Origin of the sequence: Vibrio pomeroyi (assembly GCA_041879425.1) — a bacterium.
GTDB classification, from domain to species: domain Bacteria; phylum Pseudomonadota; class Gammaproteobacteria; order Enterobacterales; family Vibrionaceae; genus Vibrio; species Vibrio pomeroyi_A.
This window is the reverse complement of sequence record CP090854.1, coordinates 3,186,479-3,199,839: the sequence shown is the minus strand read 5'-3', so window position 1 is coordinate 3,199,839 and position 13,361 is coordinate 3,186,479. Positions and strand designations below refer to the sequence as shown.

General features: G+C 44.7%; 12 protein-coding genes. 4 read left to right on the top strand and 8 right to left on the bottom strand.

What is annotated here, in order from left to right; genetic code table 11:
- The first annotated feature begins 7 nt into the window (after window positions 1-7).
- Together murA and L0992_14055 are read left to right on the top strand one after the other, a co-directional pair.
- Window positions 8-1,273 (top strand): UDP-N-acetylglucosamine 1-carboxyvinyltransferase, encoded by a 1,266-nt coding sequence (gene murA / locus L0992_14060; protein ID XGB66799.1) that lies wholly within the window; start codon window positions 8-10, stop codon window positions 1,271-1,273.
- 152 nt (window positions 1,274-1,425) lie between these two features.
- Window positions 1,426-2,151, top strand: a complete 726-nt coding sequence (locus L0992_14055) for a 1-acylglycerol-3-phosphate O-acyltransferase (protein ID XGB66798.1) — start codon at window positions 1,426-1,428, stop codon at window positions 2,149-2,151.
- 108 nt (window positions 2,152-2,259) lie between these two features.
- On the opposite strand, the gene L0992_14050 is transcribed toward L0992_14055, so the two are convergent.
- The 5 genes from L0992_14050 to arcA all read right to left on the bottom strand — a co-directional run bounded on the left by L0992_14050 (window position 2,260) and on the right by arcA (window position 6,856).
- The gene (locus L0992_14050) at window positions 2,260-2,649 is read right to left on the bottom strand and encodes a RidA family protein (GenBank protein ID XGB66797.1); all 390 of its coding nucleotides are present in this window, start codon (window positions 2,647-2,649) and stop codon (window positions 2,260-2,262) included.
- A gap of 135 nt (window positions 2,650-2,784) precedes the next feature.
- Window positions 2,785-3,246, bottom strand: a complete 462-nt coding sequence (gene pyrI, locus L0992_14045; GenBank protein XGB66796.1) for an aspartate carbamoyltransferase regulatory subunit — start codon at window positions 3,244-3,246, stop codon at window positions 2,785-2,787.
- A gap of 12 nt (window positions 3,247-3,258) precedes the next feature.
- Complete coding sequence (pyrB, locus tag L0992_14040) at window positions 3,259-4,188, bottom strand: aspartate carbamoyltransferase (protein ID XGB66795.1); 930 nt, start codon at window positions 4,186-4,188, stop codon at window positions 3,259-3,261.
- A 287-nt stretch (window positions 4,189-4,475) separates the two neighbouring features.
- Entirely contained in the window at window positions 4,476-5,480 is a 1,005-nt protein-coding gene (locus L0992_14035; GenBank protein ID XGB66794.1) for an ornithine carbamoyltransferase, read from the bottom strand.
- 155 nt (window positions 5,481-5,635) lie between these two features.
- Window positions 5,636-6,856, bottom strand: a complete 1,221-nt coding sequence (gene arcA, locus L0992_14030) for an arginine deiminase (GenBank protein XGB66793.1) — start codon at window positions 6,854-6,856, stop codon at window positions 5,636-5,638.
- Between the two features lie 576 nt (window positions 6,857-7,432).
- Here arcA and rraB point away from each other — a divergent pair.
- On the top strand, window positions 7,433-7,849 hold the full coding sequence (rraB, locus tag L0992_14025; GenBank protein XGB66792.1) for a ribonuclease E inhibitor RraB: 417 nt from the start codon (window positions 7,433-7,435) through the stop codon (window positions 7,847-7,849).
- 125 nt (window positions 7,850-7,974) lie between these two features.
- The gene (locus L0992_14020) at window positions 7,975-8,769 is read left to right on the top strand and encodes a hypothetical protein (protein XGB66791.1); all 795 of its coding nucleotides are present in this window, start codon (window positions 7,975-7,977) and stop codon (window positions 8,767-8,769) included.
- 24 nt (window positions 8,770-8,793) lie between these two features.
- Here L0992_14020 and L0992_14015 read toward each other — a convergent pair whose 3' ends face one another.
- The 3 genes from L0992_14015 to L0992_14005 form a co-directional block, all read right to left on the bottom strand.
- Window positions 8,794-9,699, bottom strand: coding sequence for a bifunctional helix-turn-helix transcriptional regulator/GNAT family N-acetyltransferase (locus L0992_14015; GenBank protein XGB66790.1), 906 nt, complete (start codon window positions 9,697-9,699; stop codon window positions 8,794-8,796).
- Window positions 9,700-9,780: 81 nt separating this feature from the next.
- On the bottom strand, window positions 9,781-10,185 hold the full coding sequence (locus tag L0992_14010; protein ID XGB66789.1) for a DUF2061 domain-containing protein: 405 nt from the start codon (window positions 10,183-10,185) through the stop codon (window positions 9,781-9,783).
- Window positions 10,186-10,405: 220 nt separating this feature from the next.
- On the bottom strand, window positions 10,406-13,279 hold the full coding sequence (locus L0992_14005; GenBank protein ID XGB66788.1) for a valine--tRNA ligase: 2,874 nt from the start codon (window positions 13,277-13,279) through the stop codon (window positions 10,406-10,408).
- Window positions 13,280-13,361 lie beyond the last annotated feature (82 nt).

The following is a 13,361-nucleotide window of genomic DNA, read 5'->3' as shown; positions in this document are numbered from 1 at the left end:
GTTTATGATGGAAAAGTTTCGAGTTATTGGATCGGACAAGCCGCTAAGCGGTGAAGTGACGATCTCAGGCGCAAAAAATGCAGCGCTACCTATCTTATTTGCTTCAATTCTTGCTGAAGAGCCAGTGGAAGTGAGTAATGTTCCTCACCTACGTGACATCGATACCACGATGGAACTACTAAAGCGTCTTGGCGCAAAAGTATCACGTAACGGTAGTGTTCATGTTGATGGCAGCGAAATTAATGAATTTTGTGCGCCTTACGATTTAGTAAAAACAATGCGTGCTTCTATCTGGGCTTTAGGTCCACTGGTGGCTCGTTTTGGTGAAGGCCAAGTGTCACTTCCTGGTGGTTGTGCGATTGGTGCTCGTCCAGTTGATCTGCATATCCATGGCCTAGAGCAGCTAGGTGCAACGATTACGTTGGAAGATGGTTATGTTAAAGCAAGCGTTGATGGCCGTCTGAAAGGCGCGCACATCGTGATGGATAAAGTAAGCGTTGGCGCTACGATTACTATCATGTGTGCAGCAACACTCGCGGAAGGTACAACAGTATTAGACAACTCTGCGCGTGAGCCTGAGATTGTTGATACCGCAGACTTCCTAAACAAACTGGGTGCTAAGATCTCTGGCGCAGGTACAGATACGATTACTATCGAAGGTGTTGAACGCCTTGGTGGTGGTCAACACTCTGTGGTTGCAGACCGTATTGAAACGGGCACGTTCCTTGTTGCTGCGGCAGTGTCTGGCGGTAAAGTTGTTTGTCGTAACACTAACGCTCATCTTCTTGAAGCTGCATTAGCGAAGCTTGAAGAAGCGGGTGCGAAGGTTGAAACGGGCGAAGACTGGATCAGCCTTGATATGACAGGTCGTGAGCTGAAAGCGGTGAAAATCGTAACAGCACCTCACCCTGGTTTCCCAACCGACATGCAAGCTCAGTTTACCCTGCTTAACATGATGGCGAAGGGCAGTGGTGTTATCACTGAGACTATCTTTGAAAACCGCTTCATGCACATTCCTGAATTACAGCGAATGGGTGCAAAAGCAGAAATCGAAGGCAACACGGCTATCTGTGGTGAAACGGAAAAATTGAGCGGCGCTCAAGTAATGGCAACGGACCTTCGTGCATCAGCGAGCCTTGTTATTGCTGGCTGTATCGCTCAAGGTGAAACCATCGTTGACCGTATTTATCACATCGATCGTGGCTACGATAAGATTGAAGATAAACTGTCAGCCCTAGGCGCAAACATTACACGATTTCGTGAGTCTAGCTAACTTAGGTTAGTGAGTTCATGAGTCAGTAAAACGAAAACACAAAAGTCGGAACCTTGGTTTCGGCTTTTTTATAGTTGTATTTACCGCAAGTGAATCTATTGCCAGTGTTTGTGCGAATAGATGAACCCGCTTCGCGGTTGGTGAGGAACAAAATGATAGCAATATTACGTATTTTCGCAGTGGCGATATTTGCGATTCTTATGTTTGTATTTGGGTGTGGTTACTGTTTACTGAGCCCACGTAATCCGAAACACGTATTTACCTTTGGCCGTTACTTCGGTCGTATGTCGAAAATTTTCGGCATGAAGTTAGAACTTCGTATCCCAGAAGATGCTTATTCTCGTGGCCAACATGTGTATGTGGCGAACCACCAGAACAGCTGGGATCTATTCACGATTTCATCAGCGGTAACGCCTAAAGTTGTGACGGTTGGTAAGAAGAGCCTAGTGTGGATGCCGCTATTTGGTCAGCTTTACTGGCTGACGGGTAACATTCTTATTGACCGTGCTAACCGCAGCAAAGCGGTAGGTACTATTGATCAGGTAGTGACTAGCCTAAAAGAGAGCGACGTTTCAGTATGGATGTTCCCTGAAGGGACGCGTTCTCGTGGTCGCGGTTTGCTGCCATTCAAAACGGGTGCTTTCCATGCTGCGATTGGTGCTGGCTTGCCGATTATCCCTATCGTGTGTAGCTCAACGGGTGGCGTGAAGCTAAACCGTTGGAACAATGGTCATGTGATTGTTGAGATGCTGCCCCCAATCAGCACTGAAGGTTTTGATAAGTCTAACGTTCGTGAACTGGCTAACTTAGCTCGTGAGCAAATGGCTGCGAAACTTGAAGAATTAGACAAAGAAGTGGTTGAGCTCAACAAGAAGTAATTGAGCAAAACGCAGAACAATAAAAAAGGTTGCCAAATGGGCAACCTTTTTTTGTATCTGGTAAACACTCAGCTTTATGCTCAGACGTTTATTTTAGATTTAGAAAGACTATTTGCGAACCGCAATAGCTTCGATCTCGATACCTACATCTTTTGGCAGACGAGCAACTTCAACACATGAACGTGCAGGGTAGTTTGCAACGCCGTGCTCATCGAAGAATTTGCCGTAAACTTCGTTTACTGTGCCGAAGTCGTTTAGGTCTTTAACGAATACCGTTAGTTTTACGATGTCTTTTACAGTCAGGCCTGAGGCTTCAACAACCGCTTGAACGTTGTCTAGAGATTGGCGAGCTTGCACTGCGATATCCGCAGATACTTCACCAGTTGCTGGGTTTACTGGGATTTGACCAGAAGTCAGTACCATGTTGCCAAGGTCAACACCTTGTACGTATGGGCCGATTGCAGCTGGAGCAGATTCTGTGTGAAGTACTTTAGTCATTGGTTTATTCCATCAGTTATTAGATAAAAATCGTTTTTCAGTGTGCCTTCAAACTTAGCCTAGGTAAAGCGCAAAATACCTCGCACAGGCGAGGTATTTGATAGTTTTTGCGTTCAAACGGGTTGCCGTATGACGTTATCTTTCAGTCACGATTTCGCGAGAGAAAACTTTTTCGCAGTACTTACACTTCAATCGAATATCTTCTTTCTTTTCAAAGATCTTAAAGCTGCTTTCAACAGGCTCGTTGTGCGTAATGCAGTTAGTATTTGGACACTCGAACACATCGTTGATTTGCTCAGGAAGTTCTAGGGCTAACTTCTTAACCACTTCGTAATCTTCGATTTGGTTCACTGTCGCGTGAGGTGCGTAAAGCGCCAGCTTGCTCGCTTGTTCTTCTGTGATAAACACATTCTCAATCTTAAGCAGGTCTTTGCCACCGAGTGCCGATGACGGCAGATTTAGGCCAATGGTCACACGCTGATGAGAGTTGTGCATGTCGAACAGTTTTAGCACCTTGATCCCGATGTTCGCTGGGATGTGGTCGATAACAGTACCGTTTCTGATTGCTTCAACTTTTAATTGAGTCTCTTTAGACATGATCTCTCTCCTCTACAGCGTTTCGTTAAGAACAAGGGCTAGTAATGCTTCACGCGCGTAAACACCGTTCTCGGCTTGCTGGAAGTAGTAAGCGTAAGGTGTTTTATCGACATCGATAGTAATTTCGTCAACGCGAGGAAGAGGGTGCAGAACCTTCAAGTTATCACGTGCGTTTTCTAGAAGTGCAGCCGTTAGGATGTACGCTGATTTGATGTGCGCGTATTCCGACTCATCAAAGCGCTCTTTTTGAACTCGCGTCATGTACAGAACATCCAGCTCAGGAATCACATCTTCCATGTCGGTCAGTAGTTGGTACTTGATACCCGCTTCATCAAGTTCTTCACAAATGTAGTCTGGCATCGCCAACGCTTCTGGTGCCACAAAGTAGAAACAGATGTTGTCGAATTTCGCTAGTGCTTGAGTCAGAGAGTGAACCGTACGACCGTACTTCAGGTCACCAACGAATGCCACGTTTAGGTTATCTAGGCGGCCTTGTGTTTCAGCGATAGAGAACAAGTCTAATAGTGTTTGTGTCGGGTGTTGGTTTGCACCGTCACCTGCATTAATCACAGGTACGCCGTTAGAGAATTCAGAAGCTAGACGTGCAGCACCTTCTTGAGGGTGGCGCATTACGTAAGCATCAACGTATGAAGAGATAACTTGCACTGAGTCTGCTAGCGTTTCACCTTTCTTCGCCAGTGAAGTATTACCACCGCTGTCGAAACCAATCACATCACCACCGATGCGTTGAATCGCAGTTTCAAAAGAGAGACGAGTTCGTGTTGAAGGTTCGAAGAAGCAGCTGGCAACAACTTTGTTCTTGATGAGTTCTGGGTTTGGTTCAGCTTTAAGTTGACCTGCCGTTTGAACAATTAATTCTAGCTCTTCACGAGAAAGCTCTGGAATTGAGATGATGTGCTTTTGATAGAGCGAATTCGCCATGATCTTCTTCCCCACAATAATGTATTGGCCATAAAAAAGCCCCCCATAATGGGAGGCTTTAAAAAAGTGCTGAAAAGCAGAATAGACGGCCTGGCAAGCATGCTAGCTTGCGAGCAATATTAGGTGTTTTCACAATTTTATTATGTTTTATCACAATATCATTATGTTTTATCACAACATTGCTTGGCGTCATTTTCACTACTCTCAGACAAATTGCCGAGAATTATACGCTTTCAATTTGTGAGCGCAAGCGATTACATCAAGCTTTTGTTTACTTTCATTATTGTCTATTGACCAAGCGTCGCGACCATCACCGCCTTGATGGTGTGCATGCGATTCTCTGCTTCATCAAATACAATTGAGTAGTCAGATTCAAACACTTCGTCCGTCACTTCCAAGCCGTTCATTCCATACTTGTCTGCGACTTGCTGACCAATCACGGTTTCATTGTTATGGAAAGCGGGTAGGCAGTGCATGAATTTCACTTGAGGATTGCCAGTTAGCTTAATGACATCCATATTCACTTGGTATGGTTTCATTACCGCAACACGTTCGTCCCAAGCTTCAGGGGCTTCACCCATTGAAACCCAAACGTCTGTGTATAGGAAATCACAACCTTTCACGCCTTCAGCAACGTCTTCGGTTAACGTGATTTTTGCACCAGTGTTTTGTGCAATGGCTTGGCACTCTTCGACAAGTTGTTCTTCTGGCCAAAAGGCTTTTGGCGCGACAAGGCGAATATCCATGCCCATTTTCGCAGCACCGACTAACAGTGAGTTACCCATGTTGTTACGCGCATCGCCTAGGTAAGCAAAGCTGATCTGGTGTAGGTGTTTACCGCGACCATGTTCGATCATTGTAAGGAAGTCAGCCAAGATCTGAGTTGGATGGAATTCATCGGTTAGGCCGTTCCAAACTGGCACACCAGCGTATGCGCCAAGATCTTCGACAATGCTTTGGCCAAAACCACGGTATTCAATGCCGTCGTACATACGACCTAATACACGAGCCGTATCTTTCATTGATTCTTTCTGGCCAATCTGAGAACCAGAAGGGCCTAAGTAAGAGACTTGAGCACCTTGATCAAAGGCGGCTACCTCAAAAGCACATCGAGTTCGAGTTGATGCTTTTTCAAAGATCAAAGCGATGTTTTTACCGATAAGCTTTTTCTGCTCTGTACCTGCATACTTAGCTTTTTTTAGGTCAGCAGACAGATCGAGTAAAAACTGAATCTCTTTAGGAGTAAAGTCGAGAAGTTTTAGAAAGTTACGATTGCGAAGATTAAAGGCCATCTCTCGCTCCTTGTGTATATAGAATCAATGAAGAACTCAGTTAAACATAAAAATGCTATATTTGTGAATATTTATTTTATTTATTTAATAAAAAAGGCCAGTACGATGGTACTGGCCTAGATAAGTTATTGTTTTTGTTCTATTGAACTATCAGCTTAGATACCGTCTCTTTCGATAGGGCAGCTCATGCAGCGAGCGCCACCACGACCACGACCTAACTCGTTGCCTGGAATTGTCAGAACTTCGATGCCCGCTTTGTCGTATTTCTCGTTGGTGTAAACATTGCGTTCATAACCGATAACGGTGCCCGGTTTGACTGTCAGTACGTTGTTAGCGTCATTCCACTGTTCACGTTCAGCTTCATAGTTGTCACCACCAGTTGTGATGATCTTCAGCTGATCAAGGCCGAGAGCCCCTTCAATTGCTGACAGGTAGTTTTCCGCTTTCTCTACGCGCATCTCACCATTTTCTTTAGGTGTTAGGCGCCAAGTATCTAGATCTTTGCGAACAATCTCAGGGTAGACAGAGAAAGTGTCGATATCCATATGTGTCATCACCGTATCAAGGTGCATACAAGAGCGGTGTTTTGGTAAATCGATAGCAATCACTTCGGTTGCCTGACCCGAACGGAACAAGCTCGCCGCTAGATTTTCGACACCTTGTGGCTTGGTACGCTCAGATATACCAACCAGTACCGCGCCTTTACCGATAACCAGTACGTCACCGCCTTCAATATTGGCGTTGTCGTAGTGCAAATCTTCATCACCGAAGTACTTAATGAAGTCTTGTCCGGCAAACACAGGGTGCCAGCGGTAGATAGCTCGCAAGTGGTTTGTTTCGCGTTGACGCGCCGGTTTCATCATAGGGTTCAGCGACACACCGCCATAAACCCAACATGAAGTATCACGCGTAAATAGGTGGTTCGGCAGTGGTTCGATAACAAAATCAAGTGGGCGATGCATCTTAGGTAGCATCGACGATGATTTGATAGGGAGCTCAGAATAAGCCAAGCCGCCGAGTAAGATAGTTGCTAGATGCTCATTATCCATTTGAGCAAGATAGCTTCTTAAGTCACGGGCAAAAGTCGGCCCATAACGGAAATCTGAGATTTGAGTATTCAGCAGCCACTCGCGAGCCTGAGGTACGGCAAGTGTTTCGACAAGCAAGTCGTGTAGCAGTAGCACTTCTACGTCTTGGCTACGCAGTGTCTCTGCAAAAGCATCATGTTCTTCACCAGCAGCTTCAACAGCAAGCACATCATCAAATAGAAGATCATGACAGTTTGAAGGGGTGAGGTGGGTGAGTGCTCTTTCAGGTCTATTTAGGAGAACTCGTCTTAATTGACCGACTTCGGAGCCAACGTACAGCTTACTCATTTTGCATCCTTACTATTAATCCAGCGTCTATTTATGACAAGCTTGGCCGTAATATGCAAGTTTTGGAGGTTGCGTAAATACAAAGTATTTTTTGAATTTATGGTATTAAAAACCGGATTAATTTGATTTTTTGGGGTTAAGTACTAATTAAGCGTGTATCTCATGGAACAACTGTTTTGAGGATCTATGCTCGATTTAGTGTGTACGAGAAATCTATTTTGCTTATTATTCGTGACTTTTTATTCACTATTATTCACTTTTTGATAGCAAGCTGGGATTTTATGCACCTTGAAACGGGTTGAGCGTATGCATCTGTGGTGACTAAGCACGCAATTTCTATTCAAATACGCTTGAAGCGACAATAAAGATGAAATGCTAAAACAGACGTCAGTTAATAAAATGTTGAAAATTTGTTTCTGTGATTTTGATTTCACTTTTGAATTGATATTGCTCCCGCTATCTGGCGATAAACTTACCTTTCTAAGCCTGATCTGGGTGGCTTTTCTGGACGATCCGTGCCATATTTCGTGGCAATCAAATTTGATCTTTTCATAGTCAACACTCTGGAGCAGACACATGTCTCACGAAGATGAATATCTATCAGTAGCGGAATTAATTGAATTTCAAAAGGAAGAGACTCGCGACATCATTGCAGCACTAATTGAAGATGGTAGCGATCCTGAAGCTCTATACGATATCGAGCATCACCTATTTGCTGAAGATTTCGAAGTGCTTGAGAAAGCAGTTGTTGAAGCATTCAAAATGGGCTTTGAAGTGCTTGAGGCTGAAGAGACAGAAGACGAAGATGGCAACAAGCTACTTTGCTGTGATGCAACTATGCAGTCAACTCTAGATGCTGAAGCGATCGATGCGCAAGTTGAGAAGCTTGTGAACCTTGCAGAGAAATTCGACATTATCTACGACGGTTGGGGCACTTACTACGAAGGTGAAGATGCTATCTACCCTGACGAAGATGATGAAGGCGAAGAGTAACTTCTTCCCAGTTTGAAAGAATGCCAGCCTATAGCTGGCATTTTTTTATCCTCAGAAAAATAAATGTCTTTAAATGCATTCATTCATTATAATGCGGTCAAAATTGATCTGGCTCAAGGAATGATATGCGGTTACTTCTCGATGGTCTTTGGCAAATTTCGCCATTGACGGATCTCTCTATCCCACAAGATGACATTACCTTTCCTGCTCCATTAAGCTCAAAGCTCCCTGATAGCTTAAGTGAAGATGAAATCGCAGAGCAAGAGTGGCACCTGATGCATGACATCGAAGTTGATGATGCTATGTTGGCGTGTCCATTCGTTGAGTTGGTCGTAGCGGGTGTCGATTACTTTGCAGAAGTACGACTGAATGGCGTTGCCGTGTTTGATTGCGATGGTAGCCAAGCTGAATATCGCAAAGATATCCGCCCTTATATGCAGTCTGGCCGAAACCGTTTTGAGATCCTTTTCCTTGAAGAAGAGGAGAGCTTGTTGCTCGAAGAGGATATGGATGAGTCTATATCTTCACAGCCTATCGCTAAATCTGATTCACGCATCGGGATTTGGCAAGCGCCGTACCTGCAGTTCATTCGAAACGTCAAACTAGAACAAGTTGTCACAGAGCAGATCTGGCACCACGGTGGTGGCTGTGAGTTTAAAGTGGATGTGATTTATCAGACGCTAAAAGCAGGTTTGGTATCTGCATCAATTAAGTTCAACGGCATGACACTCGTGATGCCGATAGATGTGCGAGCTGAGCATACTGGCGTGGTGTTTCAAGTGGAGGCTCCTATGGTATTTAACCTTGAGAAGCCTAACCCTAAGCACTTATACCAGTTAGAAGTTGAACTCGATGGGCAAAAAGAGAGTTCTTTCGTTGCCTTAAATCCAGCGTCTTGTGTGAGTAATTTTTTACGTTAAAAGCTAGCAACTAGCGTCTGATACTTATAACGCTTTGGCCATGACAACTTCACAAGCATCATGGCCTGTTTCGCCCCAAGCTAAATCAAGGTGTTGAAACTCCAGTTTTTCATAGAGTTTTACTGCAGCACCCAAGCATTCCGTTGTTTCCAAGTACATATGCTGGTAACCAAGCTGCTTAGCCAGTTTTAGGCTTTGAGCAACGATGCGCTTTGCCAAACCTTGCCCTCGGGTTTGTGGTAAGAAGTACATTTTCTGTAGCTCACATACATCTGGTCGGCCAGCTAATGGTGCAAAACCACCGCCACCTACCACTTCACCTTGATATTCGATCACCCAGTACATTGCGTTCTCTTTGTTATAGACAGAGTACATGTCATCAAGGGTAGGATCGGCCACGCCATAACCTTTATCTTCTGTTAGTCCATGCTCCGCTGAAACCTTTCTAATCACTTCGGCTAACTGTGGGTTATCTGATTGAGTGAGTGGGCGAAGTATGAACTCGTCAGCTTGGCAGACATTCGCTAACCCTTTTAAGTACGTTTCCAGTCCAACTTTCAGCTGTTGTTGCTCATCCTCATTGAGAGTCTGCAACATGTCTTCGAAAAAGGTGTTTTGTTGCACGTCTAATTGACTCAACATGTTTTGTCCACGAGACGTCAGTGTCACCAATTGGCTGCGTTTGTCTTTTGGATTTTCGATAGTCTCTACCAACTCAAGTTTGCTGAGGCCTGCCACCGTTCGACTGGCATTAGATTTATCGACATTGAGCTGTTGTGCTAATTGATTGATGGTTAAAGGTTGGAGTTGGATCTCTCCTAATGCGTGAGCTTGAACAGGAGTGAGCGTGACCTCACCACACTGTTTATCAAGCATACCCAGTAAGCGCACGGCTTGGCGGGAGTATTGTCTTAGTTTTCGAGCATCCATAATTTTCACTCTTACATAAAGTTGCGTACCGCAATTAAATTAATTGTGGTACGCAACTTTGTCAATGGTAAATTCTCTTAATTAAGCATGTTGGTGCAAACAAAACTGAGGTTGGGCTGTTTGTCTTTCTGCTTTTCGTAACCACACTTTCTCGTGGAAGTAGTAAGCAACTGTATTTAAAGTTGGTTCAAGCAAAGCCATCACGCCGCCGATGAAGGCATCGCCAGTCAACAAGTAGACGACGGTAAAGGCAACACTAAAGTGAATGGTCGCAAAACTTGCTGTTTTTAATTTTGTCATCCACTGACGAGCTTTAAGTGCTGGAACTTGAGCCCACGCCTTTTCATGAAAATAGAAGGCGACCGTATTCACAGAAGGCTCAATCATAGCGATTAAGCTACCAATTAAGATGTCGCCGGTTAGTACGTAAGCGACACTAAATGCGATAGTAAAATGTAATGCAGCAAAGGTTAGTGTCTTTTTCATGATAATTACTCAGTCGTTGTGTTGTTTCGATAGAGCTATTATTGAGAATTATTATCATTAAATCTAATGGGTAGTTAAGATTGTTTTGATAGGCAAAAGCTATCAATTAACTTGAGTGAATCTGACTAGGGTGGAACTTGGGGCATAAAAAAAGGCTGACCATGAAGGCCAACCTTTTTATCTAGAGCGAGAGGGTAGAAACCTCCTCGTTCATTCAGTTTTAAAGAGCAGCGATGGTCGCTTTTTGCTCTTCAAGCTTAACAAGAGTCTCTTGGTAGCCTTCAAGCTTCTCACGCTCTTTCGCGATAACCGCTTCTGGCGCTTTAGCAACGAAACCTTCGTTACCTAGCTTACCTTCGATACGCTTAATCTCACCGTGAGTTTTAGCTACTTCTTTATCTAGACGAGCAAGCTCTGCATCTTTGTCGATAAGACCCGCCATTGGGATCATCAGCTCAGATTTGCCAACCAGTTTAGTTGCACAAGCCGGAGTCTCTTCGCCGTCTGCTAGAACTTTAATGTCGTCTAGTTTAGCTAGAGAGTTTAGAACGATCTTGTTCGCTTCGATACGAGCAGCGTCTTTCTCATCAGCGACTTTGATCATTACTTCTAAGCCTTGGCTTGGCGCAATGTCGTATTCCGCACGTAGGTTACGGATAGCTGTGATGAAGGTCTTAACCCATTCGATGTCTTCTACGATCTCAGCATTGAAGTTATCTTCGTTAAACTGAGGAAGCGCTTGAGTCATGATTGTCTCGCCTTCAACGCCGTCTACTAGCGGCTTAACGCTCTGCCAGATAGATTCAGTGATGTAAGGAAGAACTGGGTGAGCAAGACGCAGAGTCTTCTCTAAAACCGTGATAAGCGTGTAACGAGTCGCTTGTTGCTGAGCTTCAGTACCTTTCCAAAGAACAGGTTTCGTTAACTCTAGGTACCAGTCACAGAATTGGTTCCAGATGAATTCGTAAAGCGTGTTTGCTGCCATGTCTAGACGGTAGTTGTCTAGGTGAGCGTTAAACTCTTTCGCTGCAACTTCAAACTGAGATTCAATCCACTTATCCGCTAGAGAGAATTCCATGTTTGCACGGTCTTCAACAGACAATGACATGCCACAATCGTGCTCTTCTGTATTCATCAGTACGTAACGGCTTGCGTTCCATAGCTTGTTACAGAAGTTACGGTAACCTTCAAGACGCTTCATGTCCCAGTTGATGTCACGGCCTGTTGAAGCCATAGCAGCAAGAGTGAAACGAAGAGCGTCAGTACCGTATGGTTCGATACCGTTTTCGAAAGTTTTACGTGTTGCTTTTTCGATCTTAGCAGCCAGTTTAGGTTGCATCATGTTGCCACAACGCTTTTCTACTAGCTCTTCAAGGCCGATGCCGTCAATCATGTCGATTGGGTCAAGTACGTTACCCTTCGACTTAGACATCTTGTCGCCGTTTTCATCACGGATAAGACCCGTCATGTAAACCGTCTTGAAAGGTACTTGAGCCTTGCCATCTTCGTCTTTCACGAAGTGCATGGTCATCATGATCATACGAGCAACCCAGAAGAAGATAATATCAAAACCAGATACTAGTACTTCAGATGGGTGGAATGTTTTCAGTGCTTCAGTATCTTCAGGCCAGCCTTGTGTGCCGAACGTCCAAAGTGCAGAAGAGAACCAAGTGTCTAGTACGTCGTCGTCTTGCTTCAGCACAACAACAGGCGCTAGGTTGTTCTTTTCACGAACTTCTTCTTCAGTACGACCTACGTAAACTTTACCATCGTTGTCGTACCATGCTGGGATTCGGTGGCCCCACCAAAGTTGACGAGAGATACACCAGTCTTGCACGTCACGCATCCACGCGAAGTACATGTTTTCGTACTGCTTAGGCACGAACTGGATTTGACCATCTTCAACGGCTTTAACTGCAGGCTCAGCAAGAGGTGCTGTGCGTACGTACCATTGGTCAGTCAGCATTGGTTCGATAACTACACCACCACGGTCGCCGTAAGGCACGGTTAGGTCGTGATCTTTGATCTCTTCAAGAAGACCAAGTTCTTCGAATTCAGCAACGATAGCTTTACGAGCAGCAAAGCGCTCCATGCCTTGGTACTTAGCAGGGATGTCTGTTGAGTAAACATCGCTTTCTTCGCCGTTGGTTGTGAATACTTCAGCAGCATCACGGATATCAGCGTTGAACGTTAGGATGTTGATCATTGGTAGGTTGTTGCGCTTACCAACTTCGTAATCGTTAAAGTCGTGAGCAGGTGTGATCTTCACACAACCAGTACCTTTTTCCATGTCTGCGTGCTCATCGCCTACGATAGGGATAAGACGGTTAACAACAGGAAGCAGGATTTCTTTACCGATAAGATCTTTGTAACGTGGATCTTCTGGGTTTACGGCTACGCCAGTATCACCAAGCATGGTTTCTGGACGAGTAGTAGCAACAACAATGTAGTCTTTGCCATCCGCCGTTTTAACACCGTTCGCTAGCGGGTAGCGGAAGTGCCACATAAAGCCTTTTTTGTCTTTGTTTTCAACTTCAAGATCAGAAATCGCAGTGTGCAGTTTAGGATCCCAGTTTACTAGACGCTTACCACGGTAGATTAGGTCTTCTTCGTATAGACGAACGAACACTTCTTGAGTCGCAGCCGATAGGCCGTCATCCATAGTAAATCGCTCACGATCCCAGTCTACAGATGCACCAAGACGACGAAGTTGTTGAGTGATCGTGCCACCTGATTCGCCTTTCCACTCCCAGATCTTGTCGATGAAAGCTTCACGGCCGTAGTCGTGTTTTGTTTTGCCTTCTTCAGCAGCAATCTTACGCTCAACAACCATTTGGGTTGCGATACCAGCGTGGTCAGTACCCACTTGCCAAAGCGTGTTTTTGCCTTTCATACGTTGAGCACGGATAAGCGTATCCATGATCGTATCTTGGAACGCGTGACCCATGTGCAGGCTGCCAGTGACGTTCGGTGGCGGGATCATGATGCTGTAAGCTTCTTTTGATGTGTCACCGTGTGGCTTAAAGTAGCCTTTCTCTTCCCAAGTCTGATACAGAGCTTGTTCGATTGATGTTGGGTTGTATGTCTTTTCCATAGTGCTCTTAAACGGATACTGTGAATGGTTAATCGTGGTCAAACTTCATAAGTGAAGCTTCTTGAATCTAAATCCAAAGATA